The organism is Selenomonadales bacterium 4137-cl (assembly GCA_032334055.1).
Classification (GTDB): Bacteria; Bacillota; Negativicutes; order Sporomusales; family UBA7701; genus Anaeroselena; species Anaeroselena agilis.
Genome location: JAUOZS010000001.1, coordinates 3175251 through 3201210, shown reverse-complemented (window position 1 = coordinate 3201210; position 25960 = coordinate 3175251). Strand labels below are relative to the sequence as shown.

The window sequence follows — 25960 nt, the reverse complement described above, 5'->3', positions numbered from 1 at the left end:
CCGCGGCCTAGAACCTAACCGTTGCGCCCACGCCCACGCCACTCTTGCTGCGGCCGTAGTCGGGCGAAAACGAATGGTAGTCGACGTTGAGATCGAGATTGCTAGCCAGGCGGAGATTGGCTCCCACCTGCACCTCGTTGAAATTGCTGCCGCCGATCAGCGACGCGTAGCCGTCCCACTCGGGGGACAGGGGACCGTGGACCGCCGCCCCGACGTACAGCTTCGAACCGCCGGCCAGATCGCGGCTGCCGACGATTCCGCGGAAATTTTCGGCAAGCTGAAACTGCCCGTAAACATCGTCCATGCTTGCGCCGTGGTCGACATTCTCGAAGCCGAGGGTAAAGCTGTCCGTAAGCTTATGCTCCAGATAAACGGCGCCCGTGCCCACTCCCAGGGCAGTCTGCCCGCGCCCCAGGTCGTTGATCGGCGCGGCCAGGGCCGTCGCGGCGTTCAGGGTGAGGAGAGCGGCCAGGGTAAGTACGATTCTTTTCATCGAAAAACCTCCTTAAAACCGGCATGATCCTGGATTATGTATACTCCGCCCATAGTCAATATAACAAAACCGGCACGCGGGGGCAACGAGTAATATTACCCATACCCGTTCAACCTGCCGCCGGCGGCGCTTCGACCGGCGGGCCAATCTATGGGAATGGTCGGCTATGCACCGGATTGTCTTCGATAAAACCTAATAAATTATTACCAAATTAACCGGTGCTATGCCGACCACCTATGTATGTGATGATAAACCGGAAATATGACAAAAGCGTGACAATCCCCGGGCCGGCAGATTTTCCCGGCGGTATTACAGGGATATAAGCCCCGGCGTAGAAACTACCATTAGAATAACGTACATCACGCGCGGCAGTTGCCCGCCCAGGAGGCAGAACAATGGACAATCGGAAAGTAGCCCTCATAACCGGCGGCGGCACGGGGATCGGCCGGGCGGTGGCCCTGCGCCTCGCCGCCCAGGGTATCGACATCGTCGTCAACTACTCCCGCTCCGAAAAAGACGCCCTCGACACGGCCGCGGCCGTCAGGGAGGCGGGGGTCGGCTGCCTCATCGAAAAAGCCGACGTCGCCGCCGACGACCAGGTCCGGGTAATGGTCGACAACACCGTCCGCCGCTTCGGCCGGCTCGACTACCTCGTCAACTCCGCCGGCACCACCCGCTTCGTCGACGCCGGCGACCTCGATGGCCTCACCGGCGAATTCTGGGACGACATCATGGCCGTCAACGTCAAAGGCGCCTACTTCGCCTGCCGGGCGTGCCGCCCCCACCTCAAAAAAACCGGCGGCGCCATCGTCAACATCACCTCCATCGCCGGCATCACCGGCCGGGGCAGCTCCATCGCCTACGCCGCCTCCAAAGCCGCCGCCATCAGCCTCACCAAATCGCTCGCCCAGGTTTTCGCCCCCGAAATCCGCGTCAACAGCGTCGCTCCCGGCATCGTCCTCACCCGCTGGGTCGCCGGGCGCGAGGACCACATCGCCAGGCTCGGCGCCGGCACCCCCCTGGGCAGGGTCTGCAGCCCCGAAGACGTCGCCGACGTCGTCGCCCCGCTGCTCCTGACCGCCGGCATGGTAACCGGCCAGACAATCGTCGTCGACGGCGGCGCGATCCTCTGACACCGTTCCCTGGTAAAAACAGCCGAAAGGGGAGAGGATGCTTGGACAGTAACCGCTCGGCAATCATCAAGGAACTCACCGTCATCCTCGTCATCGTCGCCCTCCTGCTTGCCACGGGGGGCCTGCTCGTCCGCAACGTCGTCGTCGGTCTCCGCTCTCTCGACAACGCAACCCTCGCCGGCGAACTCGACGGCGGTATCGACAAAACCTTCCGCGGCTTCGACATCGAAAAAACCATCCGCGAGCTGGCCGGTAAATTCCTGCCGGCCAAAGAAAAGCAACCCGCGCCCGTAGGCGCCAAAAAAGGGCAAGTCACCACCGTCCGCTTCTTCGAAGGCGGCCGGCAGATTACCCCCTACAAGCAGCGTACCTACTCCGCCCAATTCAGCCCCCGGGCCAAGAACATCTACACCGAAATCGCCTACAAGAACAACAGCTACAAAATCGCCGACGCCGCCATCCCCGTAGTCCTGCAGTACATCGACCCCGCAGGCCGCAAAGTCGTCGAAATAAAAAAGACCACCCACCCCAAGAAAGACTGGGCGAGCGTCGTTTTCGCCTCTGGCGCCGGCGCCGACGAAGTCGGCTCCTGGCAGACCGGCCGGTACACCGTCAAAGTATACTTCGACGGCGACCACATCGGCGACTACAATTTCACCATCCAATAGGCTCCTGACAACATCATCCCCGCAAAAATAAGGAACCGGGCCAAACAGGCCCGGTTCCTTATTTCCGGTCAGCCTACCTTGCGAAAGTAGCTGGCCGATCCCCTCCCGCCGCAGGACGGACAGGCATCCTCAAGATAACCTGTGCTGCCGCAGCCCGGACAAACCTTACCGGAAAGATCATGGTGTTCAAAAGAATCACTGTCGCGACAATACGGGCAATCCATAGCAACCGTTCCCCGGCCGCCGCAATCGGGACAATGAGCAGACATGCAAACAACCTCCTCAACCGGCCGCTTTGCGGGTCGGCCATGCTAAATTTTCTTCGGCCCTCCGGGCCATGAGGCAAGCGAAATCGATAACCCTGCAAGCGTAACCCCACTCGTTGTCGTACCAGGCGAGAACCTTGACCGAATTCGGGCCCACAACCATCGTCGACAGCGCATCCACGATCGCCGAATGACTGTTCTTCAGGAAATCCACCGACACCAGCGGCTCATCGCAGTAATCCATAATCCCCCTGAGCTCGCCGTGGGCTGCCGTTTGCAGCGCCTGATTGACCTCCTCGGCCGTCACCGGCCGGCTGAGCTGGGCCACCAGATCGGTCAGCGACACATTCGGCACCGGCACCCTGATCGCGATCCCGTTCAGCTTGCCCTTCAGCTCGGGGATAACCTCGCCGATCATCCTTGCCGCGCCGGTCGTCGTCGGCACGATCGACTGCACGCAGCTCCGCGCCCGCCGGGGGTCCTTATGGCTGTTGTCAAGACTGCGCTGATCGGTCGTAAACGCGTGCACCGTCGACATAAAACCGCTCACGATCCCGAACCGCTCATGCAGCACCTTGGCCACCGGCGCCAGGCAATTGGTCGTACACGAAGCCGTCGAAACGATATGATGCTTCTGATGACTATAACAGCCATCATTGACACCCATAACAAAAGTCGGCACAGCGTCCTTCGCCGGCGCGGTAATTATCACCTTGCCGGCCCCGTTGTCCAGATGGGTCTGACAGTCGCGCCCGGTATTGAACTTGCCGGTCGACTCGATAACTATATCCACTCCCAGGTTACCCCAGGGCAGGTTGGCGGGGTTGCGGTCCGACAGTATCCTGATCGGCTTGCCGTCGACCACTATCTCGCGGTCGGTGGCAGTGACAGCGCGGTCGAGAATGCCGTGCACCGAATCATATTTCAGCAACCGGGCCAGCGACGCCGGATCCGTCGTTCCGTTGATCGCCACGACCTCGATATCCTCCCTTGCCAGAGAAGCCCGCAGGCACATCCTGCCGATTCGTCCGAAGCCATTTATGGCAATTCTGGCTTTCACCAACTATCACGCTCCCGATGATATGCATCAATAACTCACTACTCACGATAATAGTATAACACATTTATTTTCAAAGTCGCAAGTATAGTAACATATTTTTCCCGAATAGAGTAAATTGAAAAAATTTCCGGACCTCTCACTTTCCAGCGAGAAAAAAATCGACACGAAGCGACTAGGCAAACCGTCGCCAAACCCGCGTCCGGAGCCGCTTCCGCCTGCCTGCGGCCGCGTTTGGCCGCACGGCCGTCTCCCGATGACGCATAATGACGGACGATGTCGGAAAGAAACCACCTTGCGCCACTATAGTTCGACACAACAATCCATTAAGAATGATTTAATATTAACATAGGATTTAATTGGGAAACATGGGTAAAGATGTAAATATATATTGCATCACACAAGCATTCGGGGGGGAAAACAATGCTCAGCCTGACGACCGGTCAACCCACGCCCGCAATAGCGCCTGCCCGCAGCCCATTTGAAGACAAAGCCGCCTCGCTTCCCGACGCCTCCTCCGCGGACGGCCGCAGTCCATTGCCGCCCCCGGTTGAAGCGGAGCTCCTCTCCCACCGGGTTCCCTACGCCAATATCGAGCCCGGCCAACTGTTCGACCACCGGACCAAAGCCGAAGCCCTGCAATTTGTCCACCGCGTAGCGGGACGCTTCCTCCGCGACCGCGGCATCGAAATAGGAGGACTGAAGGCGGTAATCGTAAAAATTGTCGAAGACGTCATCGACAACCCTCACGTTCTCGGCCACCTTTCCAACCTGCGCAGCCACCACGCCTACACCTTCAGCCACTCCCTCAACGTCTGCCTGCTCTCCGTCCTCATTGGCGTCAAACTTCGCCTCCCCATCGGCCAGCTCGGCGAACTCGCCGTCGGCGCCCTCCTGCACGACCTGGGCAAAAGGCACGTCCCGCCGGAAATACTCGACAAGCCCGGCCCCCTGTCCGCCGACGAATGGCGCACCGTCCAACGGCACGGCCGGGAAGCCTTCGACATCCTCAGACGCCACTGGGCGCTCCCCATCTCCGCCGCCCACATCGCCTGCCAGCACCACGAAAACTACGACGGCACCGGCTACCCCCGCGGCCTCGCCGGCGACCGGATACACCTCTTCGCCCGCATCGTCGCCGTCGCCGACAACTTCGACGCCGTCACCGCCGACCGTCCCTACCGCTGCGCCCGCCATCCTCACGAAGCCCACGAAGTCCTCCTCTGGTCGCGGGGCAGCAAACTCGACCCCCACATCGTCGACACCTTCCTCGACACCCTCGCCGTCCTGCCCGCAGGCTCCGCCGCCCACAGCGGCGGCGAAACCGGCCTTATCGTCAGCGCCCCGCCCAGGCTCGTCTCCCGGCCGGCCGCCAAAATCGCCGGTCACGGCGACGGCGCCCCGTGCAAAAGCGCCGGCCGCCTCGGCGACCTGGCCGGCCAACTGCCGCGCGTCCTCCTCGAACTCCTCCGCCTTGAGCAACCGTGCCCCGGCCGCGGCTAAGCCGCCGCCTCCCGCCCGGTAAAACTGCCGGCCGGAATCTTCACCGCGGCAGCAAATAGTATAACACAATTAAAAAAGCCTGAAACCGATCCCGGTTTCAGGCTTTGCTCCGCCCCTACCCCTTCAGGTGCTCCTGCAGCTCCTTCAGCTCCTGCCAGATGCGGTGCTTCTCCGGCAGCGCGATATTATTGTTCGCCAGCAGCTTCTCATACAGATACTTCGCGATCAGGCTGCCGTCGTACTCCAGAAACCCCAACGCCTCCAGCAGATCCTCCAGCGCGTCCACATTGATATCCGCGTCCGTCGCCGCCAGCTCCAGCGCCTTCTGGGCGCAGCCCAGCACCGCCAGCTTCGCCTTCTCATCCTCGTTCACCAGCAGGAAAAGCGCGTACGCCTTCGCCGCCCAGTCGCTGAACCCGCTCGCCTCGGCCGCCGCGGCCCGCTGGATCCACAGCACCGCCTGCACCTGATCCCGCCGGTCGGCGGCATACTCGAAATACATATCCGCGATCCGCACGCACAGCGTCGGCGTCAGTTTATCGCCCAGCACCCGGCGGATCGCCTCCTGCTCCAGTGCCCGGTCGGGCACGAACAGCGCGCAGCAGAAAACATCCTGCATATACATCGCCGGAATAGGGCCGCTGCGCCCCAGGATCAGCCGGGCCACCTCGCTCGCCATCTCCGGCCGGTACTCCGTCGCCACCACCAGATAATCGCCCAGATCGCGCATCTCCGCGTCCGCGCGGCCCGCCAGCCCCGCCTTGGTATACCAATAGCAGGCCTTCTCCCGGTCCTCGCGCTCGAACCACTTGCGCGCCTCGGCGATGCACTTCTGAAAATTGGCGTCACTATTCTTAGAACCGAATAAATTCATTCCACCCTCCGTAAAACTGGCAGAGATAATCTAGATATAATATATACTAACATTCTTGCGCCCCGGACACAACTTTTTCCCCGCCCGAAAATCCGCCTGTTCCGTCCCGTCTCCCGGCAGGAAACAGGCCGTGCTGGGAAGAAAATACCAGGAAAAGAAAACGCTTAACGGAGGGAACCTTCATGCGCTACCTGCCCCTCGGCAAAACCGGCCTGAACGTCTCCGAATTCGGCTTCGGCGGCATCCCCATCATCCGCCTCGGCGTCGACGACGCCATCGCCGTCCTCCGGCGCGCCTACGACAAAGGCGTCACCCTCTACGACACCGCCAACGCCTACATCGGCAGCGAAGACAAAATCGGCCGCGCCTTCGCCGGCATGCGCGACAAAATCGTCCTCGCCACCAAAACCATGAAACGCGACGCCGCCGGCGCCGCCGAACACCTCGACGCCAGCCTCCGCCTCCTCCGGACCGACCACATCGACCTCTACCAACTCCACCAGGTCTCCCAGGAAAAGGACTGGCAGGCCATCTCCGGCCCCGGCGGCGCCCTCGAAGCCCTCGTCAAAGCCAAAGAACAGGGCAAAATCGGCCACATCGGCCTCACCTCCCACAGCCTCGCCATGGCCAACCGCCTCATCAAAACCGGCCTCTTCGCCACCATCCAGTTCCCCTTCAGCTTCGTAGAACCCGCGGCCGCCGACGAACTCCACGTCACCGCCCGCTCCCTCGGCCTCGGCATCCTCGCCATGAAGCCCTTCGCCGGCGGCGTCCTCGACAACGCCGCCCTCACCTTCAAATACCTCCGCCAACACGAAGGCGTCATCCCCATCCCCGGCTTCGACTCCGTGGCATACGTCGACGAAGTCGCCGCCATCTACGACGCCCCCAACACCGTCACCGACGCCGACCGCGCCCTCATGGCCGAATACCGCGACCGCCTCGGCCGCCAGTTCTGCCGCCGGTGCGAATACTGCCAGCCCTGCCCCAACGGCGTCATGATCACCCCCGCCATGGGCTACCCCATCGTCGCCCACCGCATGTCCAAAGAAGTCGCCGTAGGCTTCGCCAAAAAAGCCATCGAATCCGTCGCCCAATGCACCGAATGCGGCGTCTGCCTCACCCGCTGTCCCTACAACCTTCCCATCCCCGAAATCATCAGAAAGAACTACGAATTATACCTCAGTCACCTAAAAGAACTCGGCCGGTAACCCCCGCCCTTGACAGGCCAGTCCCTTTACTGCTATAATCCAACCAAACCCAAAAACAGCCAACATTGATGAACAGGAAGAGTAACCGTGGTGGAGAATCGCAGCGAGCCGGCGGCGGTGGAAGGCCGGCATTTTGGTCACGGTGAATGGGCCTGGGAAATGCAGCCCGAGCCGCATTATGCGGGGTAGGCGCCGCCGGGACACTCCCCGCCGTTACCAGGGGAAAGGCATCGACGGCCCCGCGCCGTCCGCGCCTTAGCGAGCCGGGCCGCGCACGCGGCCAAACAGGGTGGTACCGCGAGCAACCTCTCGTCCCTATCAGGACGAGGGGTTTTTTATTTTACCCAACACATTTTACCGGCAAAGAAAGGAGCTGCAACCATGAGCAACGACAAAAAAATCTTCCTCGACGAACAGGAGGTCCCCCGCCGCTGGTACAACATCCAGGCCGACATGCCCACCAAGCTGGCCCCGCCCCTCCACCCGGGCACCAAACAGCCCGTCACCCCCGACGACCTCCTGCCCCTCTTCCCCATGGAGCTCATCAAACAAGAAGTCAGTCAGGAACGCTGGATCGACATCCCCGAAGAGGTCGTCGAAAAATACCGCATCTGGCGGCCCACCCCCCTCATCCGCGCCTACGAGCTTGAAAAAGCCCTCGACACCCCCGCCAAAATCTACTACAAACACGAAGGCGTCAGCCCGGCCGGCAGCCACAAAGTCAACACCGCCATCCCCCAGGCCTACTACAACAAAGCCGCCGGCATCAAGCGCCTCGCCACCGAAACCGGCGCCGGCCAGTGGGGCAGCGCCCTCAGCCTCGCCTGCAGCTTCTACGGCCTCGAATGCATCGTCTACATGGTCAAAATAAGCAGCCGGCAAAAACCCTACCGCCGTTCCTTCATGCAAGTCTACGGCGCCGAAGTCATCCCCAGCCCGTCCGACAAAACCGAAGCCGGCCGGCGCGTTCTCGCCGTCACCCCCGACTCCCCCGGCAGCCTCGGCCTCGCCATCTCCGAAGCCGTCGAAGACGCCGCCGGCCGCGCCGACACCAACTACGCCCTCGGCAGCGTATTAAACCATGTCCTCCTCCACCAGACCGTCATCGGCCTCGAGGCCAAAGCCCAGCTCGCCAAAGCCGGCGACTACCCCGACGTCGTCATCGGCTGCTGCGGCGGCGGCAGCAACTTCGGCGGCATCGCCTTCCCCTTCCTCCAGGACCGCTTCGCCGGCCGCCAGATCCGCGCCCTCGCCGTCGAGCCCACCGCCTGCCCCACCCTCACCCGCGGCGTCTTCGCCTACGACTACGGCGACCTCGGCAAACTCACCCCCATCATGAAAATGTACACCCTCGGCCACAGCTTCATGCCCTCCGGCATCCACGCCGGCGGCCTCCGCTACCACGGCGAATCGCCCCTCGTCAGCCAGCTCTACCACGACGGCTTCATCGAAGCCCAGGCCTACGACCAGCGGCAGATCTTCGAAGCCGCCATCACCTTCGCCCGCAGCGAAGGCATCATCCCCGCCCCCGAATCGGCCCACGCCGTCCGGGGCGCCATCGTCGAAGCCCTCGCCGCCCGCGAGGAAGGGAAGGGGAGGACCATCCTCTTCGGACTCTCCGGCCACGGCCACTTCGACATGACCGCCTACGACAGCTACCTCGCCGGCGACACCAAAGACGCCCCCTGCGACGAACAGGACCTCGCCCGCTTCCTCGCCGACCTCCCGCAGATATAACTTACTCCTCGTTAAACTCCACTCCGATCCGCACCAGCTCGGCCAGAAACATCTTCGGCACGATGCAATAGGCCGGCGTATCGCCGAACAGCTCGCCGCCGCAGTAGCGCCCGGCGCGCACGGCCAGGTCCGAGCAGAACGAATGCCCCTCCACGTCGATCGGCACGATCAGCTTCGTATGCTGGTATATCCACGCCGTCGCCGCGCCGAAGTAATCGTACTTCTCGCCCACCACCCGCGCGGCGAACTCGTTCACCTTCCCCGGGCGGGGCACCTTTAGGCCGAAAGTGCGCGTATAGCGGCCGGCGAAAGCGTCGAACGGACTGACAACCACGCCGTCGACCGTAGCCTGCAGCAGGCCGGTGCGCGTGAAAATCGCCACATGGTAAGGGTCCAGGCCGGCGCCCTGGGCGAAATCGATTATCTTGCCGACCGTCTCGTACGGGTACACGATCAGATACTTGAGCACGGCAACCCCTCCCCAAAACAGCAGGGTCCTAGAACCCCTTTACAACATCTTATGTCGACTTTGGGCAGCGGGGTGCCTGTCGCGCCGGGGGAAAGAAGGGCCTGCCAAAAGCCTGGCTCCTTGATGGAGTCAGGCTTTTTCGCGTCGCCTGCGCGTTGGTGCGGCATGCCGTATCCCCCAGGGGATACCATTTGTAATCCGCAAACGGCAATGCTAATATGGTGTAGATGATCGAAAAAGCATAACAGGAGTGAAATTATGAGACGGTTTGCCGTAATAGTGGCGGTTTATATCGCCCTGCTCGGCGTATTCCCTGCCGCGATTGCCAACGCTGACGAGAATAAACAGGAATACGACGCCAGTCGCTTCAAAGTCGAGCTTACCTACCCGGACGACGATCGCAGCCAGCTCGCGATGAACGATGCCGCCGCCAGGGAATTAAAGCGGGCCGACGACACGCTGAACGCCATTTACAACAAGGTACTGGTCAAATACCGGGACGACCGGGAGTTCATCGCCAAATACGTCGCCGCCGAAGTGGCGTGGATAGCCTTCCGCGACGCCCAGCTTGACGCCGTCTTCCCCAAAGAGGATAAAAGCTCCTACGGCAGCGTGTACCCGATGGTATACCGCCTCTACAAAGCCGAGCTCACCTGGGACAGGGTCAGGCAGCTTAACGAGTGGCTGATCGAATTCCCCGAAGGTGACGCCGCCGCCGGCAGCCGCCGCCAGTAATAAGCCAAAAGCCTGGCTCTGCAAGGAATCAGGCTTTTTGTGTGCTTGTACTAGCGGAGAGCGCAGGCTATGCGCCGGAGCTCCGGCCGAACGCGCCGTAAGGCTTGGGCTACCCGACCGCGAACACCGTCGCCAACGGACGTCCGTGTCCGATGGCTCCTCGCCCGGCCGTCCATGGCCGGGCGTGTGGCGTCGTGTAGCCCTACGCCAACGGCGCGTAACAGCCTCCGCAACGTCGCATACGCCTGCGTCCTCCGCCGGCGGCGAAAATGCACGGACGTCGTTCGCGCTCTTGGACATTATAGGAAGTTACGGAGCATTATCCCAGACTAGAGCCCAAGTTGCCAATTAATTGGAATCGGCTGGTTTGTATGGTATAATCATACAAACCAGCCGATTATTTTTTCCGCGAGCCAAGTGGAAATTGTGGGGGTATTACAGGTGCGGAAGAAATTTATCCTCCTAGTAGCGCTTTTGCTGGCCATCTTGTCCCTGGCCGGAAACGCGAACGCCGGCCCGTCTGCTTCTGTATACGGCATAAAAACCGAAACTTATACTATCGATAACGCTAACTTTGACATTAAAATAGAATATCCGCAAATCGCCAATCTCGGCGACAACGAACGACAAGAACGGATAAATGCGCTGATATTATCTGGTGCCGCTCCGGAAAAATTCTTTCGGAAACTGGCAAGCCGCGATGATGCAAGGCACTTCTCCATGCATATCGGGTACCAAATAACCTGGCAGAGCGATAGGCTGCTGAGCGTCCGCTTCACCGGATATAGTTATGGCAAAGGTGCCCCATACTCTCCTCACGAGTTTTATACGCTAAACATCGACATGGTAAAGGGCAGGATACTATTATTAAGGGACCTGGTTACAATAAACGAGAACTTCGTGGAAAAATTCCGTGCCGAGGGGATTAAGACGGTCAGCCCTCATCCCGACCGCTTTTCGGGGGCACAGGTACTTGTCGAGTTTACCCAATTCAATACAATTGAAGATACGATTAGAAGGTTCAATGCGGCCGACGAACTGAGTCCCGAAGGATATCGACCCGGTACGTACTGTTATTTCACACCGGATGCGTTCGGCATCAGCACGTCGGTTGCCCACGCCATCGGCGATCACGCGAATTTTGAAATAAAATATGAAGATATCGCCGAAAACATCAAAGCTGATAATGAGGTATGGCGGGATTTCTTCCCCAGGGCCGGAAAGAACCCCTGACCGCTTGCCGCCCCGTTTCCTCACCGGCGAAACCAAAGACGCCCTGCGACGAACAAGACCTCGCCAGATACCTTGCCGAACTGCCGCATACCTAGTTTCAGAGCCTGGCTCCTTCACGGAGTCAGGCTTTTCTCGTTACTTGTGCCTACGGAGAGCGCAGGCTAGTGCGCCGAAGCTCCGGCCGAACGCGCCGTAAGGCTTGGGCCGACGCTGCCGTACCGTCCGCAAAAGTCGCATCCGGCTCCTTGCGGACTAGCCCGGCCATCCACGGCCGGGCTTACGTTTGCGTTACCGGCCTGCTGCGCCAACGGCGCGTATTCGTCCTCCGCAACGGCGCATACGCCTGTGCTTTCCACGGCCGGTAACAAATTTTGTCTTTTTATTGTCGTTGTCGTAGAATATGAATAGGGTTAACCACTCTGACATTATAAGTTGCCTTTTAATCGCTTTGAAGCAGCGAATGGGGGGATGTGAATGGATGAAAAATTTGTTGTTGCAATTATTGGTGCTCTTACGGGTGTAGCAGGGTTATTTCTTCATTTTTGGCGCTTTTTTCAAGAGAGACCGACAATTAACTTGTACCAACCAACGGGAGAAAAGGGGCAAGCGATTACCTGTTTTCCTGAAGACCCAGAAGAAATGATCTATGATAGTGAAGGAGAGGTAGTACATAGACCGGATATATCCAAATACTGTTTTTGGTTATGGATTAGAATTACGAACACATCTGAAAGACCGCTTACTTTCCTTGAATTTACTCTTCTGCTACCAGATGTTGAGCCCCTTACTTTTGACAGTGATACTTATGCTCCTAAATATGCTGAGCAGGTTATTCAAATGCATTCTGATTCCTACACAGTTTATGAAGGTTGCAGGGTTGAGCCACTTATACAACCTATATTTTCGTTAGACCCATATAAAGCTATAGAAGGCTATATTCACTTTGGCCCGGTTGATTCTGACAAGTTATATAATATATCTCAAGGTAAGCTAAAGCTAATAACTACAAGGAGAACTTTTACACAATCTATTAGGATTAATCCTATTTTTGCATCATCTAATAGGTAGAGATCATGTAAGGCCTAAGGTCTCAAAGTAAATAAAAGATGATCATTCTTTCTTTTCAATAGGTTAGCTGCAAACTTGTAGCCGCCATACCTAAGGGTTTTATTCACCGCAATACGGCGCAAGCTCAACATCGCCGACCGCGCCGACCTTATCCCCCGCGATCACCACCGCCCCCAGCACCTCCGGGGAGGCGGCGGCCCAGGCGAGGGCGGCGTCGATATCCTGCGGCCCCTGGACGCGGTTGCCGAGTGCTGTCGCGTACGCGTCCGCCGTCGCCGCGTCCTTGGCCAGCACGGTGGCGGCGTCCGCTTTGCCGAGGCTGAGCGAGTGGCCCACCGTCCCCGACGAGGTGCAGATACCGAGAGGGGAGAGGGTGGGGGAGAGGGTGATCGCCAGCTTGTTCGACAGCGGCGACGCCCCGGCGTAGATGGCGATCTTCCGCGGCACGCTCGACCGCAGGTAGATGTCGCCGCCGTTCTCGACGATTACCTCCGCGAGGCCGAAAAGCTCCTCCAGCCGGCGGCCGACATAGGCGCTCACCGCCCCGGCTACCGCCGCCATCGGCCCCGTGCCGGCCAAAGCCGCCGCGTCCGCCATCGCGCGGATGAGCGCCGGGCAGCCGGTCTGCGGCTCGTACGGCGCCAGCGCCGTCAGAAACGCCCGGTCGGTCGCGATATACACCTCAAGCTCGCGCCGTGCCTCCAGCATCGCCACCCGCGCCGCCTCCTCGGCTTCCGGCGGGGCGTCAGCCGTCACCGCCACCCACAGGTCGGTCTCCAGGTGGCTCACCGTAAACGTCTTGAATCCGGGGCCGGCCATACCGTCCCGGTAGCGGCGCGGCTCGTAGGCGGCCGATTTCATATTCACGCCTCTCCGGCCTTGCCGCCGCCGAAGCCCACGCTGATGATTCTGAGCGGGCACGCCTCGATGCACAGCCCGCACACGATGCACTTCTCCGGACGGAACTCCATCTTCCACTCCTCGCGGTTCATCGCCAGCGCCCCCGAGAAGCACACCGCCGTGCACGCCCCGCAGTGGACGCACTCCTCCTGCCGCACCGTCACCTGCCGGTGGGTGGGGATGACCTCGATCCCCTCCGCCGCCAGGAATTCGAGCGCTCGGCGCAGATTATCCTCCTCGCCCTCGATCTCGGCCAGCAGGTGCCCCTCCTCGCCGGGGGTGATCTCCGCCCGCAGGATGTTGAGCTTGAGGTCGAAATCCTTCACCAGGTGGTACGTGATCGGCTTATCGTAAGTCTCGGGCGAAAAAACGAACGTGAAACGCTCCTTCACCATCTCAGTCCAACTCCTTTACATCCAGCGGCTTCACCGTCGCGTCGGCCGGCAGCGGCGCCGCCGGCTCCTGGAGCATAAACTCGCCCCGCTCGATCCACTCTTTCAGCGTCGCCGCAATCTGCCTTGCCTTATAAATGCTCGACAGCGGCGCCGTCCGCACCTTGCGGCCGTTCAGCTCCACGAAGCCCGACTTCAGCTCCGCGTAATCGACCACCTTCAGCGTCGGCCGGCTGCGCCCCGGCACCCCGTAATCCAACAGCGTCGTCTTAATCTCCCGGTCGCGCACCGTCACGAAGCGGGCCATATCCTCGTCGAGCATCGGGATGGGGATGCCCACCCCCACGAACATGCTCACCCCGTAATTCTTGAACACCGCCGCCTTCAGGTACTCGGTCGTCATCGCCTTCAGGTCGCCGATCAGGCTGAGCGTCCCCGCGCCGCCCACCGGCACGCCGTTCTCGCCCCGCGCCTTAGACGGGTTGTGCTGCGTCCCGTGCCAGGCCACATACCCCTGCGTGCCGCCGAGGAAAATGCGCGTTCCCACGCCGATCGTCCTGAGATACGGGTCATTTAAAAGCGGGCTGAGCTGCCCCGCGGTCGAATACGTCACATTGCCGAACTTCGGCAGCAGCATCCCCATATACGTATACAGGATGCGCCCGGTTGAATTGGTCGCCGCCCCATAGTTCTGGTACGCGTTGCGGGGATTGAACAGGAACGCCTCGTTGATGCTCTCCCGGCTGATATACCCCTCCAGCTCCTTGCGGGGGTAGCAGTCCGTCCCCTGGGCGATCGCCTTCAGGCGCACGCTTTTCCCGGCCACCAGCTCCTCGATCACATGCGCGCCGCCGTAGTCATCGCGGCCCTCGGCCAGCTCGGTCGCGCCGATATACGCGTCCACCGCCGCGATCCCAGTATACGCCGGCACCTGATTGAGCCACACCTTCGCCATCTTGATCGGCGGGTCGCTGTGGCCGAAATTCAGGAACGCCCCTGACGAGCACATCGGCCCGAAGGTCGCGGTCGTCACCACATCCACCTTCTCCGCCGTCGCCTTCAGGCCCTGTTCGTCCGCCATGGCGACAACCTCCTCGGCCGTCAGCACCACCGCTTCGCCCTTTTTGATCTTCTCATTGATCTCGGCAAACGTCTTTTTGGCCATAAAAAATCCTCCTCACCCGTCGCTCGCAGATGAAAGAGGCAGAAAACCGCTATCGGCCCGCTCCCATCTTCAAGCGATCTATTGGATCGCTTCAGGAATTGGCACCTGCGGCAAGCCATACGGCCGCCGTGGTTGCCGAGGTTTCATCGGGCCAGTCCCTCCGCCTCTCTTGATGAGAAAATACCTTGTATTTCGTTATTGGTAGAATAATACCAAGCAGCCGAAAATTTGTCAACAGCATTTTCATCGCGGGAAAAATTCCCCTCAGCCTTGACAACAGCCGCCGCCCGCGATAAAATAATGCTAATTCTATAACCAACAGCGTCGAACAGGACGAGTACCTATGTGAGCCCCCGCCCAGCGAGCCGGTGACCGGGAAACCGGAGGTGAAACGACCGGCCGGGAGTGCATAGCGAATGGACCTGGGAGCTGCTCCCCGAACGCGTTCGCCAGTAGGAGGAGCCGGCCGCCCCCGTTAGCGGGCTAGGATATCGGGCCATATGCCCCGTATCCGAACAAGGGAAAGCTTCGCTTTCCGAAAAGGGTGGTACCGCGAGCCATTTCGCCCCTGGGGTGAAAGAGGCTTTTTTTATTTCCCCAAACTAAATAACCAACAGCGTCGAACAGGACGAGTAACTGTGTGCCCTTCCGCCCAGCGAGCCGGTGACCGGGAAACCGGAGGTGAGACGACCGGCCGGGAGAGCACAGCGAATGGACCTGGGAGCTGCCCCCCGAACGCCGCCGGCAAGTAGGAAGGGCCGGCCGCCCCCGTTAGCGGGCTAGGGTATCGGGCCATATTGCCCCGTATCCGAACAAGGGAAAGCTTCGCTTTCCGAACAAGGGTGGTACCGCGAGCCATTTCGCCCCTACGGGTGAAATGGCTTTTTCTATTTATCGACCCAAAACAGCGCAAAAAAGGGAGGAATAACCATGCTCAGAGAATCCCTCGGCCGGGTGGCGGCCGGACACAGCCTGTCGCACGAAGAAGCCGGCCGCACCATGGCCGCCATCATGTCCGGCGAAGCCAGCGACGCCCAGATCGGCGCCTTCCTCACCGCCCTCAAAATGAAAGGCGAGACCAGCGAAGAGATCGCCGGCTTCGCCGGCGTCATGCGCGACTTCGTCGTCGCCGTCGGCGCCAGCGGCGGCGACGTCCTCGACACCTGCGGCACCGGCGGCGACGGCCGCGGCACCTTCAACATCTCCACCGCCGTCGCCCTCGTCGTCGCCGGCGCGGGCGTCACCGTCGCCAAGCACGGCAACCACGGCATCTCCAGCGCCTGCGGCAGCGCCGACGTCCTCGCCGCCCTCGGCGTCCGCGTCGATCTCCCGCCCGCCGCGGCCGCCGCCGCCCTCGACACCCTCGGCATCAGCTTCCTCTACGCCCCTCTCTACCATCCCGCCATGCGCCATGTCGCCAAATCGCGGCGCGAGCTCGGCTTCCGCACCGTCTTCAACCTCCTCGGGCCGCTCACCAACCCCGCCGGCGCCGCCCGCCAGCTCATCGGCGTCTACGACCCCGCCCTCACCGACAAAGTCGCCGAAGTCCTTCTCAGGCTCGGCACCAAGCGGGCCATGGTCGTCCACAGCCTCGACGGCCTCGACGAAATCTCCGCCGCCGCCCCCACCAAAATCGCCGAAGTGGTGAACGGCCAAGTCAAATCCTACCTCCTCGACCCCGCCGACTACGGCTTCCGCGGCGACAGCAGCCTCTATCGCGGCGGCGCCCCCGACGACAACGCCGCCATCATCCTCGGCATCCTCCGCGGCCAAAAAGACGGCCGGCGCGACATCGTCCTTCTCAACGCCGCCGCCGCCCTCGTCGTCGCCGGCAAGGCCGGCAGCCTCCGCGAAGGCCTCGCCCTCGCCGCCGCCAGCGTCGACAGCGGCGCCGCCCTCGGCCGGCTGGAGGCCCTCCGCCGCTTCGGAGCCGACTACAGGGAGGGATTACCATTATCATAAAAATCTGCGGCATAACCACCATCGACGCCGCCTGCGCCGCCCGCGACGCCGGCGCCGACCTCATCGGCTTCGTCTTCGCCCCCAGCCGGCGGCGGGTCAGCGTCGCCGCCGCCGCCGAAATCGCCCGCCAAGTCGCTGGCGTCGGCCGCGTCGGCGTATTCGTCAACCAGCCCCTCGCCGTCGTCCAGGACACCGCCCGCCGCTGCTGCCTCGACTACGTCCAGCTCCACGGCGGCGAACCTCCCGCCTACTGCCGCGCGGTCGGCTGGCCGATCATCAAAGCCATGCCCGTCGGCCCCGGCTTCGACCCCGCCGCCGCGGCCGCCGCCTACCCGGCCGAATACATCCTCCTCGACAGCCTCGTACCCGGCCAGGCCGGCGGCACCGGCGTAGCCTTCGACTGGCGGCGGGCCAGCGGCTTCACCGCCGGCCTACCCGGCCCCTTCATCGTCGCCGGCGGCCTCACCCCCGCCAACGTCGGCGAAGCCATCCGCATCCTCAGGCCCGCCGGCATCGACGTCTCCGGCGGCGTCGAAACCGCCGGCGCCAAAGACGCCGCCAAAATCCGCCAATTCGTCGCCGCCGCCCGCGCGGCGCAGGAAGGGGGCGAAACATGCTCGCCCGCATAGTCGCCGGCATCCGCCAGGAAGTCGCCGCCCGCAAACAAACCCGCCCCCTCGCCGAACTGCAGCGGGACACAACCCCGCGTCCCCCCGCCTTCGCCAAGGCGCTGCGCGCCGCCGACTGGGCCCTCATCGCCGAATGCAAGCTCGCCTCCCCCGCCAAAGGCACCCTCACCGCCCGCCACACCGTCCCCGAGCTTGCCCGCATCTACACCGCCGGCGGCGCCGCCGCCCTCTCCGTCCACACCAGCGCCCCCTTTCGCGGCCGCCTCGAAGACATCGCCGCCGTCCGCGCCGTCAGCCCCCTGCCCATCCTCCGCAAAGACTTTATCATCGACGAATACCAGCTCCACGAAGCCCGCTGGGCCGGCGCCGACGCCGTCCTCCTCATCGCCGCCATCCTCACCGACGCCGAACTCGCCCGCTTCCTCGCCGTCGCCGGCGAACTCGGCCTCGACACCCTCGTCGAAGTCCACAGTCGCGAAGAGCTTGACCGCGTCCAGCGCACCCCCGCCCCCATAATCGGCATCAACAACCGCGACCTCACCACCTTCACCACCGACATAGCCGCCACCTTCGCCCTCCTGCCCCATACCGACGGCCGCCGCCTCCTCGTCAGCGAAAGCGGCATCACCGGCGGCCACGACGCCCGGCGGCTCAAACAGGCCGGCGTCCGCGGCGCCCTCGTGGGCGAAGGCCTCGTCACCGCCCCCGACATCCTCGCCCGCACCCGCGAACTCGCGCTCGCCGGCGAACCGACCGACGCCCCGCAACCCCGACATACAAAGGAGGAACCAAACAATGCCTGACACAAACGGACGCTACGGCGCCTACGGCGGCCGGTACGTACCCGAAACCGTCATGCCCGCCCTCATCGAACTCGACGACTTCTATCGCGGCCTCAAAAACGACCCCTCCTTCCAGCGCGAATTCGCCGCCTACCTCCGGGACTACGCCGGCCGGCCCACCCTCCTCTACCACGCCGCCCGCCTCACCGCCCACTACGGCCGGGCCGCCGTCTACCTCAAACGCGAAGACCTCCTGCACACCGGCGCCCACAAAATCAACAACGCCCTCGGCCAGGCCCTCCTCGCCCGCCGCATGGGCAAAAAACGCATCATCGCCGAAACCGGCGCCGGCCAGCACGGCGTCGCCTGCGCCACCGTCGCCGCCCACTTCGGCCTCGAATGCCGCGTCTTCATGGGCAAAGAAGACATGGAACGCCAGCACCTCAACGTCGTCCGCATGCGCCTCCTCGGCAGCGAAGTCGTCCCCGTCACCAGCGGCAGCGGCACCCTCAAAGACGCCACCAGCGAAGCCCTCCGCAGCTGGGTCGCCAACGTCCGCGACACCCACTACATCATCGGCTCCGTCGTCGGCCCCCATCCCTACCCCATGCTCGTCCGCGACTTCCAGTCCGTCATCGGCCGCGAAGTCAGGAGCCAGGCCGAGGCCGCCGGCCTCAAAATCAGCCACATCGTCGCTTGCGTCGGCGGCGGCAGCAACGCCATGGGCAGCTTCCACCCCTTCCTCCACGACAAATCGATCGCCAAAATCGGCGTCGAAGCCGCCGGCCGGGGCCTTGAAACCGACAAACACGCCGCCTCGCTCACCCGGGGACGGCCCGGCGTCCTCCACGGCGCCTACAGCTACCTCCTCCAGGACGACGACGGCCAGGTCACCGAAGCCCACTCCGTCTCCGCCGGCCTCGACTACCCCGGCGTCGGCCCCGAACACTCCCACGCCAAAGACAGCGGCCTCGCCGCCTACGTCGCCGTCACCGACCAACAGGCACTCCAGGCCCTCGCCCGTCTCGCCCGCCTCGAAGGCATCATCCCCGCCTTAGAGAGCGCCCACGCCCTCGCCTACCTGGATGAACTCATGCCGGCGACCAACCCCGGCGAAGCCGTCGTCGTCTGCCTCTCCGGCCGGGGCGACAAAGACGTCGACACCGTAGCGAAAACCATGGGGGGAATATAAAAATGTCCAAACTCCGGGATAAACTCACCGCCCGCCTCGCCGCCGGCGGCAAAGGCCTCATCGTCTACCTCGCCGCCGGCTACCCCGACCTCGCCGCCACCCGCCGGGCCGCCCTCGCCGCCGCCGAAGCCGGCGCCGACATCATCGAAATCGGCATCCCCTTCTCCGACCCCATCGCCGACGGCCCCGTCATCCAGCAGGCCGCCACCGTCGCCCTCCAGGGCGGCCTCAAACCCGCCGACGCCCTCGGCCTCGTCGCCGACCTCACCGCCGCGAGCCCCGTCCCCGTCGCCCTCATGCTTTACATCAACACCATCCTCCAGTACGGTCCCGCGCGCTTCGCCGCCGCTGCGGCCGCCGCCGGCGCCGCCGGCCTCATCGTCCCCGACCTGCCCCTCGAAGAAGCCGCCCCCCTCCAGGACACCTGCCGCAGCCACGGCCTCGACCTCATCCAATTCATCGCCCCCACCAGCCCGCCCGACCGCATCGCCCGCATCTCGTCCCAGGCCGGCGGCTTCCTCTACTGCGTCTCCACCACCGGCGTCACCGGCGTCCAAACCGTCGACTACAGCCGCCTCGCCCCCCTCATCGCTGACGCCCGCCGTGCCAGCGGCATCCCCATCGCTATCGGCTTCGGCATCGGCAGCCCGGAAGCCGCCGTCGCCGCCGCCGCCCACGCCGACGCCGTCATCGTCGGCAGCGCCGTCATCGAGCGCCTTACCGCCGGCGGCCCGGAAGGCGTCCGCAGCCTCGTAGCCAGCATCCGCCAGGCCCTCGACGAGGCGGGTGAGCGCTCATGAAGCTCTCGCCCGACCGCGACGAATTCCTGCGCCTCGCTGCCACCCACAACATCATCCCCGTCACCGCCGACCTGCCCGCCGACCTCGACACCCCCGTATCCGTCTACTGCAAAATCGTCGGCGACCGCCCCGGCTTCATGCTGGAGAGCGCTGAAACCAGCAAAAACTTCGGCCGCTACTCCTTCATCGGCGCCGACCCCCTCATCACCCTCACCGCCACCGCCCGCCACACCGACGTGCGGCGGCGCGGCAAACGCTCCACCATCGCCGGCCCGCCCCTCGCCGCCCTCCAGCGCATCCTGGGCGGCCACACCTTCCCCGGCCTGCCCGGCTTGCCGCCCTTCTGCGGCGGCGCCGTCGGCTACCTCGCCTACGAAGCCGCCGCCACCTGGGAGCGCATCCGCGGCCTCGCCGTCCCCGACGACATGATCCTCGGCGAATACCTCATCTGCCAGACCATCATCGCCCTCGACCACCTCACCCACACCGCCAGGCTCATCCACCTCGCCCCCGTCGACAGTCCCGCCGCCGCTCCCGCCGCCTACGAAACCGCCGCCGAAAGCCTCGCCGCCCTCGCCCTCAGGCTGCGCCAGCCCGCCGTCCTGCCTCAGACCGGCGCGCCGGAAGGGGGGAGGGAGGAGGTGGCGGACGGCCGCGACGACTATATCGCCGCCGTAAACCAGGCCAAAGAACACATCGCCGCCGGCGACATCTTCCAGGCCGTCCTCTCCCGGCCCTTCCGCCGGCCGCTCACCACCGAACCCTTCCACCTCTACCGCCGGCTTCGCCACCTCAACCCTTCGCCCTACATGTTCTACCTCAACTTCGGCTCCCGCCAACTCGTCGGCGCCTCCCCGGAAATGCTCGTCAAACTCCGTGACGGTCAGGTATACACCTGCCCCATCGCCGGCACCCGCCCTCGCGGCCGCGACGCCGCCGAAGACGCCCGCCTCGCCGCCGACCTCCTCGCCGACGACAAAGAGCGCGCCGAACACGCCATGCTCGTCGACCTCGGCCGCAACGACCTCGGCCGCATCAGCCTCCCCGGCACCGTCGCCGTCAGCCGCCTCATGGAAGTCGAAAACTACTCCCACGTCATGCACATCGTCTCCGAAGTCACCGGCACCCTCGACCCCCGCTACACCCCTACCGACGTCCTCGCCGCCTGCTTCCCCGCCGGCACCCTCAGCGGCGCCCCCAAAATCCGCGCCATGGAAATCATCGCCGGCCTCGAAAGCGCCCCCCGCGGCCCCTACGGCGGCGCCGTCGGCTACTTCGACTTCCGCGGCAACATCGACACCTGCATCACCATCCGCACCCTCATCATCGACGGCGGCCAGGTCGTCATCCAAACCGGCGCCGGCATCGTCGCCGACTCCGTCCCCGCCGTCGAATACCAGGAGATACTTCACAAAGCCGGGGCCCTATTCCAGGTAATGGGAGGCGCTCAGCCATGATCCTGCTCATCGACAACTACGACTCCTTCACCTACAACATCTACCAGTACGTCACCCACCTCGGCCGCCAGGTGCGCGTAGCCCGCAACGACCGCATCACCCTCGAAGAAATCGCCGCTGGCGGCTACCGGGCCGTCATCATCTCCCCCGGTCCCGGCACCCCCGACGACGCCGGCATCAGCAAAGACCTTGTCGCCCGCTTCGCCGGCCGGCTGCCCATCCTCGGCGTCTGCCTCGGCCACCAGGTCATCGGCGAAGTCTTCGGCGGCAAAGTCGTGCGGGCCCCCAAGCCCGTCCACGGCAAAACCTCGGCCGTCAGCCACGACGGCCGCGGCCTCTACCGCGGCCTCCCCCAGCCCTTCACCGCCGGCCGCTACCACTCCCTCATCATCGACCGGGCCGGCCTACCCGACTGCCTCACCGTCACCGCCACCAGCGACGACGGCCTCATCATGGGCGTCAGGCACAACCGCTACCCCGTCGAAGGCATCCAGTTCCACCCCGAATCCGTCCTCACCCCCGACGGCGTCAGCCTGCTCGCCAATTTCGTCGCCACCCTCGCCGTCTGACGGCGGCCAAGGCAGGAATATCGCCGCCTTTGTAGAAACTGGAAACAAACCGGGAAATTAACGCAAAGGCGGAATGACGGATGAAAGTGATGATCGTCGGCGACGAAGCCACCACCCGCGCCATGCTCGAACCCACCCTGAAAAAATGGGGCTACGAGGTCGCCGGCGCCGCCGGCGGCGAACAAGCCCTAGAGGCGCTCCGCACAGACTCCCGCCCCGTAATCGTTCTCCTCGACCTGGTCGCGCCCGGCCCACAAAGCCACGACATCTGCGCCAGGCTTAAAAAAGAAAAAAACCTCAACAAAGCTTACGTTATTCTCCTCTCGCCCGAAAACTGCGCGGACGAAAGCATCCGCGGCCTTGAGGCCGGCGCCGACGACCATGTCGCCAAACCCGTCGACCCCGCCATGCTCCGCAGCCGGCTCGCCGTCGCCCGCCGCATCCTCGAATGCCAGCACACCCTCGACACCCTAACCCGCGAGCTCCAGGCCAAAAACCAGGAGCTCACCCGCCTGGGCAGCCTCGACGGCCTCACCGGCATCGACAGCCGCGCCCGCTTCGACGCCCGCCTCGGCGAGGAATGGCGCCGCGCGCTGCGCGACGAAACGCCCCTGTCCCTTATCATCCTCGACCTCGACTTCTTCAAAGCCTACAACGAAACCTACGGCCACCAGGCCGGCGACGAGTGCCTCAAGAAAATCGCCCTCACCATCTCCGCCACCATCGCCCGCGCCGGCGACCTTGCAGCCCGCCACGGCGGCGAGGAATTCGCCGTCCTCCTGCCCAACACCGACAGCCTCGGCGCCCTCGTCGTCGCCGAAGCCATCCGCGTCGCCGTCGCCACCCTCGGCATCGAGCACAAAGCCTCCTCAATCCACCGCTGCCTCACCGTCAGCGCCGGCACCGCCACCATCGTCCCCGACGAACTCACCACCCCCGCCGCGCTTGTGGCGAAGGCGGATCAGGCGTTATACCACGCCAAGCAAGCCGGCCGAAATATCGTTCGTCAGCTGTAAACATTGGAGGCCGCTGATAACCCCCCATCTACGGCGTTGCTCCTCAGAGCGCTTGCTAGCGTACGCAACCAAGTACGCGTCGCGGCGCGCTCTTCCGGTGCGCCTTGTATCTGGAGGGTTCTGAGCGGCCTCTTGCCAATTCATGTGTAATCATGACGCTAAACCCGCGTGGCCGCACAGCGCACGGCGTTTTTGCGGCCTGTGGTCTCCGAGACCCCCCAACCATTGACCAGAATTAAAGTTTCCGCCGTAGCGCGGAAGAGGGAGCACCAATCATGGCTTTGCCTGTCGCCTGCCCCGACTGCGGCGCCGCCTACAACCTCAAAAGCCAGTACGCCGGCCGGCTCCTCGAATGCCCCGCCTGCCACGGCGTCTTCCGCGCCCCCGAGCGCCAGGTCCCGGCCGTCTTCGACCGCGACATCTTCCTGCTGCGCGAGAAACACTTCGCCATCGACACCAAATACCACGTCCGCGACGAGGACGGCAACCCCCTCCTCTACGTCGAGCGTCCCGCGCTGGTAGTGGAGAGGTTCCTGACCGTCGCCGTCTTAATGGCCGTCGCTCTTTATTTGTTTTTTGCACTCTACCGCACCTATCACATCAACTGGTTCCTGCTCGCCCTCGTCGTCGCCTACTTCGTCGGCCCCAGGCGGACCATCTTCTTCTACCCCGACGAAAACAAAACCGCCGCCATCCTCACCGTCACCCAGGACTATTTCGTCCAGTTCCCCACCACCCGCTACACCCTCCGCGACCTCGCCGGCAACATCCTCGCCGTCTACAAAAAGAACCGCTTCACCGACTTCCTCCGCAAAAGATGGTGGGTCTACGGCCCCGACGGCGCCCTGCTCGCCGTCGCCCACGAGGACTCCATCATCCTCTCCCTCTTCCGCCGCATCACCGGCTTCATCTACGACTTCGCCGTCTTCCGCACCAACTTCGTCATCCACGCCGCCGACCGCGAACGCGTCCTCGGCGAATTCAACCGTAAAATGACCATCTTCGACCGCTACACCCTCGACCTGTGCGAAGACGCCGCCGGCGAACTCGACCGGCGCGCCGCCCTGGCCCTGGGCGTGCTGCTCGACACCGGGGAGGGACGCTGATGGATACCGACAAAACGCCGGCCGCCATGCCTGAAACACCGTCCGCCGAAGCGGAGCAGCCCCTCCTCATAACCGCCGACATGCTCGTCCCCGCCCGCCCCAAAGACCCGCGCGTCCCCTTCGAGAAAGGCATGTCCTACTTCCCCCTCCTCGTCGTCCTCCTCCTCCTCGCCAACATCGCCGTCTACCTCTGGGAGGTCGCCACCGGCGTTCTCCTCAGTCAGGAGTCGGTTATCGCCGCCGGCGCCCTCTACCGCGACAAAGTGCTCGCCGGCGAGGTCTGGCGGCTCGTCAGCGCCGCCTTCCTCCACGGCGGCTTCGACCATATCCTCGGCAACGCAATCTTCCTCTACATCCTCGGCCTAGGCACCGAGCACGCCTTCGGTCTCGGCAAAACGGCCGTCATCTACCTGTTCGCCGCCGTCACCGGCTCGCTCCTCAGCCTTGCCATGCAGCCGGGACCGGGCGTCGGCGCCTCGGGGGCCATCTTCGGCCTCATGGGCGCCCTCGCCGTCCTCTTCCACCGCCGGCGGGCCGACTTCTACCTCCGCGACCGCGGCATCGGCCTCTTCGTAGGCGCCGTAGCCATCTACCAGATCGGCACCGGTTTCTTCACACCCTTTATCGACAACTGGGCCCACCTCGGCGGCTTTTTGGGCGGTGCGCTCGCCGCCCTCGTCCTGCGCCCCTCCCTCGGCGAGGAAAGCCGCACCCTCCCCGTGGCGGGCAAAGCCCTGCTCGCCGCCGCCTTCGCGCTGTTCGCCGGCGGCTGGCTCTACCTCGGCGGCTACCTCGCCGCCGCCGAAGCCCACGCTTGGATCTACTACGGCGACAAGCCCGCCGCCGTCGCCGCCGCCACCGACGCCCTCGCGAAAAACCCCGCCAACGCCTATATGTACTACCTGCGCGGCACCCTCCTTCTCGACGCCGGCCAGCCCGCCGCCGCCATAAAAGACCTTGATCGCTACCTCGAAACCAACGGCGACAACCACCGGGCCCAGTTCGCCGTCGCCAACGCCTACTACGACAGGGGTCAGTATCAAGAGGCCCTGACCCACTACAGCCGCGCCGTCGCCCTCGCCCCCCGCGACATTCACTACCTTAACGGCCGCGGCTACACCTACATCCTCACCGGCCAGTACGCCGCCGCCCGCGCCGACTTCACCGCCATCCTTGAAATCGACGCCAGCTTCGCTTCCGCCTGGGGCAACCTCGGCCTTGTCCACGCCTACGAAGGCGATTACACCGTCGCTATCGGCAAGCTCGAACAGGCCTACAGCATGGACAAAACCCAGGCGCCGCTCAAATACCTCGTCGCCGGCATCAGGGCAGAAGTGCTCGGCCAGCGGGCCAAAGCGATCGAAAACTACGGCCGCTTCACCGGCGAAGTCGCCCAAGAACGCTCCACCTGGCAGGCCGAGATCAACTTCGCCGAAGCCCGCGCCGCCGCCCTCCGCAGCCGCGGGAAATAGCGTCGATCTCCGCCGCCTCCGCGGCGCGGCATTCTCCGGCTTTGGGTGATGCCCCCTTCAAGCGAGACGGC

Annotated in this window: 25 protein-coding genes, 1 riboswitch and 1 other annotated feature; of the genes, 18 read left to right on the top strand and 7 right to left on the bottom strand. The window is 63.5% G+C overall.

Annotated elements, in window-relative coordinates; all coding sequences use genetic code 11:
- Positions 1-7: 7 nt before the first annotated feature.
- On the bottom strand, positions 8-493 hold the full coding sequence (locus Q4T40_16775) for a hypothetical protein (protein ID MDT8902898.1): 486 nt from the start codon (positions 491-493) through the stop codon (positions 8-10).
- Between the two features lie 395 nt (positions 494-888).
- On the opposite strand from Q4T40_16775, the gene Q4T40_16770 reads away from it, so the two are divergent.
- Positions 889-1626 (top strand): SDR family oxidoreductase, encoded by a 738-nt coding sequence (locus tag Q4T40_16770; GenBank protein ID MDT8902897.1) that lies wholly within the window; start codon positions 889-891, stop codon positions 1624-1626.
- 41 nt (positions 1627-1667) lie between these two features.
- Positions 1668-2294 (top strand): hypothetical protein, encoded by a 627-nt coding sequence (locus Q4T40_16765; protein MDT8902896.1) that lies wholly within the window; start codon positions 1668-1670, stop codon positions 2292-2294.
- Positions 2295-2576: 282 nt separating this feature from the next.
- On the opposite strand, the gene gap is transcribed toward Q4T40_16765, so the two are convergent.
- Complete coding sequence (gene gap, locus Q4T40_16760) at positions 2577-3620, bottom strand: type I glyceraldehyde-3-phosphate dehydrogenase (GenBank protein MDT8902895.1); 1044 nt, start codon at positions 3618-3620, stop codon at positions 2577-2579.
- A 420-nt stretch (positions 3621-4040) separates the two neighbouring features.
- On the opposite strand from gap, the gene Q4T40_16755 reads away from it, so the two are divergent.
- Positions 4041-5120: an HD-GYP domain-containing protein gene (locus tag Q4T40_16755; protein MDT8902894.1), complete on the top strand. Its 1080-nt coding sequence runs from the start codon at positions 4041-4043 to the stop codon at positions 5118-5120.
- Between the two features lie 115 nt (positions 5121-5235).
- Here Q4T40_16755 and Q4T40_16750 read toward each other — a convergent pair whose 3' ends face one another.
- Positions 5236-5994 (bottom strand): hypothetical protein, encoded by a 759-nt coding sequence (locus Q4T40_16750; GenBank protein MDT8902893.1) that lies wholly within the window; start codon positions 5992-5994, stop codon positions 5236-5238.
- A gap of 182 nt (positions 5995-6176) precedes the next feature.
- On the opposite strand from Q4T40_16750, the gene Q4T40_16745 reads away from it, so the two are divergent.
- Both Q4T40_16745 and Q4T40_16740 read left to right on the top strand, forming a co-directional pair.
- A complete protein-coding gene (locus Q4T40_16745; GenBank protein MDT8902892.1) occupies positions 6177-7205 on the top strand; it encodes an aldo/keto reductase in 1029 nt (342 codons plus the stop codon).
- Positions 7206-7586: 381 nt separating this feature from the next.
- Positions 7587-8942 carry a TrpB-like pyridoxal phosphate-dependent enzyme gene (locus tag Q4T40_16740; GenBank protein ID MDT8902891.1) on the top strand — a complete coding sequence of 452 codons (1356 nt, stop codon included), beginning with the start codon at positions 7587-7589 and terminating at the stop codon, positions 8940-8942.
- A gap of 1 nt (position 8943) precedes the next feature.
- Here Q4T40_16740 and Q4T40_16735 read toward each other — a convergent pair whose 3' ends face one another.
- Positions 8944-9411, bottom strand: a complete 468-nt coding sequence (locus Q4T40_16735; protein MDT8902890.1) for a hypothetical protein — start codon at positions 9409-9411, stop codon at positions 8944-8946.
- A gap of 258 nt (positions 9412-9669) precedes the next feature.
- Here Q4T40_16735 and Q4T40_16730 point away from each other — a divergent pair, with 258 nt between their 5' ends.
- The 3 genes from Q4T40_16730 (at position 9670) to Q4T40_16720 (ending at position 12447) form a co-directional block, all read left to right on the top strand.
- Entirely contained in the window at positions 9670-10146 is a 477-nt protein-coding gene (locus tag Q4T40_16730) for a lysozyme inhibitor LprI family protein (protein MDT8902889.1), read from the top strand.
- Positions 10147-10587: 441 nt separating this feature from the next.
- Entirely contained in the window at positions 10588-11379 is a 792-nt protein-coding gene (locus Q4T40_16725) for a DUF4163 domain-containing protein (protein MDT8902888.1), read from the top strand.
- A gap of 474 nt (positions 11380-11853) precedes the next feature.
- Positions 11854-12447, top strand: coding sequence for a hypothetical protein (locus Q4T40_16720; protein MDT8902887.1), 594 nt, complete (start codon positions 11854-11856; stop codon positions 12445-12447).
- A 99-nt stretch (positions 12448-12546) separates the two neighbouring features.
- Here Q4T40_16720 and Q4T40_16715 read toward each other — a convergent pair whose 3' ends face one another.
- From Q4T40_16715 to Q4T40_16705, 3 genes are read right to left on the bottom strand one after another with little or no spacing between them, the layout of a single operon-like run.
- Positions 12547-13308, bottom strand: coding sequence for a UPF0280 family protein (locus Q4T40_16715; GenBank protein MDT8902886.1), 762 nt, complete (start codon positions 13306-13308; stop codon positions 12547-12549).
- A gap of 2 nt (positions 13309-13310) precedes the next feature.
- Positions 13311-13742, bottom strand: a complete 432-nt coding sequence (locus Q4T40_16710; protein ID MDT8902885.1) for a 4Fe-4S binding protein — start codon at positions 13740-13742, stop codon at positions 13311-13313.
- 1 nt (position 13743) lies between these two features.
- A complete protein-coding gene (locus Q4T40_16705) occupies positions 13744-14904 on the bottom strand; it encodes a homocysteine biosynthesis protein (protein ID MDT8902884.1) in 1161 nt (386 codons plus the stop codon).
- A gap of 60 nt (positions 14905-14964) precedes the next feature.
- A riboswitch (SAM riboswitch) is annotated at positions 14965-15083 on the bottom strand.
- A 136-nt stretch (positions 15084-15219) separates the two neighbouring features.
- Positions 15220-15477, top strand: a binding site (T-box leader).
- Positions 15478-15834: 357 nt separating this feature from the next.
- Between Q4T40_16705 and trpD the strand changes: the two genes are divergently transcribed.
- The 10 genes from trpD (at position 15835) to Q4T40_16655 (ending at position 25889) form a co-directional block, all read left to right on the top strand.
- Entirely contained in the window at positions 15835-16866 is a 1032-nt protein-coding gene (gene trpD / locus Q4T40_16700) for an anthranilate phosphoribosyltransferase (GenBank protein ID MDT8902883.1), read from the top strand.
- Positions 16857-17495 carry a phosphoribosylanthranilate isomerase gene (locus tag Q4T40_16695; protein MDT8902882.1) on the top strand — a complete coding sequence of 213 codons (639 nt, stop codon included), beginning with the start codon at positions 16857-16859 and terminating at the stop codon, positions 17493-17495. The genes trpD and Q4T40_16695 overlap by 10 nt, the downstream gene beginning before the upstream one ends.
- On the top strand, positions 17480-18298 hold the full coding sequence (gene trpC / locus Q4T40_16690) for an indole-3-glycerol phosphate synthase TrpC (GenBank protein ID MDT8902881.1): 819 nt from the start codon (positions 17480-17482) through the stop codon (positions 18296-18298). Before Q4T40_16695 ends, trpC begins: the two co-directional genes overlap by 16 nt.
- Positions 18291-19469 (top strand): tryptophan synthase subunit beta, encoded by a 1179-nt coding sequence (trpB, locus tag Q4T40_16685; protein ID MDT8902880.1) that lies wholly within the window; start codon positions 18291-18293, stop codon positions 19467-19469. Before trpC ends, trpB begins: the two co-directional genes overlap by 8 nt.
- A 2-nt stretch (positions 19470-19471) precedes the next feature.
- The gene (gene trpA, locus Q4T40_16680; GenBank protein MDT8902879.1) at positions 19472-20269 is read left to right on the top strand and encodes a tryptophan synthase subunit alpha; all 798 of its coding nucleotides are present in this window, start codon (positions 19472-19474) and stop codon (positions 20267-20269) included.
- On the top strand, positions 20266-21726 hold the full coding sequence (locus tag Q4T40_16675; GenBank protein ID MDT8902878.1) for an anthranilate synthase component I family protein: 1461 nt from the start codon (positions 20266-20268) through the stop codon (positions 21724-21726). Before trpA ends, Q4T40_16675 begins: the two co-directional genes overlap by 4 nt.
- Positions 21723-22295, top strand: coding sequence for an aminodeoxychorismate/anthranilate synthase component II (locus tag Q4T40_16670; GenBank protein ID MDT8902877.1), 573 nt, complete (start codon positions 21723-21725; stop codon positions 22293-22295). Before Q4T40_16675 ends, Q4T40_16670 begins: the two co-directional genes overlap by 4 nt.
- An 80-nt stretch (positions 22296-22375) precedes the next feature.
- Entirely contained in the window at positions 22376-23311 is a 936-nt protein-coding gene (locus Q4T40_16665; protein ID MDT8902876.1) for a diguanylate cyclase, read from the top strand.
- A gap of 275 nt (positions 23312-23586) precedes the next feature.
- Positions 23587-24417, top strand: a complete 831-nt coding sequence (locus tag Q4T40_16660) for a hypothetical protein (GenBank protein MDT8902875.1) — start codon at positions 23587-23589, stop codon at positions 24415-24417.
- Positions 24417-25889 carry a rhomboid family intramembrane serine protease gene (locus tag Q4T40_16655; GenBank protein ID MDT8902874.1) on the top strand — a complete coding sequence of 491 codons (1473 nt, stop codon included), beginning with the start codon at positions 24417-24419 and terminating at the stop codon, positions 25887-25889. Before Q4T40_16660 ends, Q4T40_16655 begins: the two co-directional genes overlap by 1 nt.
- Positions 25890-25960: the final 71 nt, after the last annotated feature.

What these genes read in the sequence shown, in the direction of transcription:
- Q4T40_16775 (MDT8902898.1), bottom strand. Translation starts at nt 493, where the DNA reads ATGAAAAGAATCGTACTTACCCTGGCCGCTCTCCTCACCCTGAACGCC.
- Q4T40_16770 (MDT8902897.1), top strand. Translation starts at nt 889, where the DNA reads ATGGACAATCGGAAAGTAGCCCTCATAACCGGCGGCGGCACGGGGATC.
- Q4T40_16755 (MDT8902894.1), top strand. Translation starts at nt 4,041, where the DNA reads ATGCTCAGCCTGACGACCGGTCAACCCACGCCCGCAATAGCGCCTGCC.
- Q4T40_16750 (MDT8902893.1), bottom strand. Translation starts at nt 5,994, where the DNA reads ATGAATTTATTCGGTTCTAAGAATAGTGACGCCAATTTTCAGAAGTGC.
- Q4T40_16745 (MDT8902892.1), top strand. Translation starts at nt 6,177, where the DNA reads ATGCGCTACCTGCCCCTCGGCAAAACCGGCCTGAACGTCTCCGAATTC.
- Q4T40_16740 (MDT8902891.1), top strand. Translation starts at nt 7,587, where the DNA reads ATGAGCAACGACAAAAAAATCTTCCTCGACGAACAGGAGGTCCCCCGC.
- Q4T40_16730 (MDT8902889.1), top strand. Translation starts at nt 9,670, where the DNA reads ATGAGACGGTTTGCCGTAATAGTGGCGGTTTATATCGCCCTGCTCGGC.
- Q4T40_16720 (MDT8902887.1), top strand. Translation starts at nt 11,854, where the DNA reads ATGGATGAAAAATTTGTTGTTGCAATTATTGGTGCTCTTACGGGTGTA.
- Q4T40_16715 (MDT8902886.1), bottom strand. Translation starts at nt 13,308, where the DNA reads ATGAAATCGGCCGCCTACGAGCCGCGCCGCTACCGGGACGGTATGGCC.
- Q4T40_16710 (MDT8902885.1), bottom strand. Translation starts at nt 13,742, where the DNA reads ATGGTGAAGGAGCGTTTCACGTTCGTTTTTTCGCCCGAGACTTACGAT.
- Q4T40_16705 (MDT8902884.1), bottom strand. Translation starts at nt 14,904, where the DNA reads ATGGCCAAAAAGACGTTTGCCGAGATCAATGAGAAGATCAAAAAGGGC.
- trpD (MDT8902883.1), top strand. Translation starts at nt 15,835, where the DNA reads ATGCTCAGAGAATCCCTCGGCCGGGTGGCGGCCGGACACAGCCTGTCG.
- trpC (MDT8902881.1), top strand. Translation starts at nt 17,480, where the DNA reads ATGCTCGCCCGCATAGTCGCCGGCATCCGCCAGGAAGTCGCCGCCCGC.
- trpB (MDT8902880.1), top strand. Translation starts at nt 18,291, where the DNA reads ATGCCTGACACAAACGGACGCTACGGCGCCTACGGCGGCCGGTACGTA.
- trpA (MDT8902879.1), top strand. Translation starts at nt 19,472, where the DNA reads ATGTCCAAACTCCGGGATAAACTCACCGCCCGCCTCGCCGCCGGCGGC.
- Q4T40_16675 (MDT8902878.1), top strand. Translation starts at nt 20,266, where the DNA reads ATGAAGCTCTCGCCCGACCGCGACGAATTCCTGCGCCTCGCTGCCACC.
- Q4T40_16670 (MDT8902877.1), top strand. Translation starts at nt 21,723, where the DNA reads ATGATCCTGCTCATCGACAACTACGACTCCTTCACCTACAACATCTAC.
- Q4T40_16665 (MDT8902876.1), top strand. Translation starts at nt 22,376, where the DNA reads ATGAAAGTGATGATCGTCGGCGACGAAGCCACCACCCGCGCCATGCTC.
- Q4T40_16660 (MDT8902875.1), top strand. Translation starts at nt 23,587, where the DNA reads ATGGCTTTGCCTGTCGCCTGCCCCGACTGCGGCGCCGCCTACAACCTC.
- Q4T40_16655 (MDT8902874.1), top strand. Translation starts at nt 24,417, where the DNA reads ATGGATACCGACAAAACGCCGGCCGCCATGCCTGAAACACCGTCCGCC.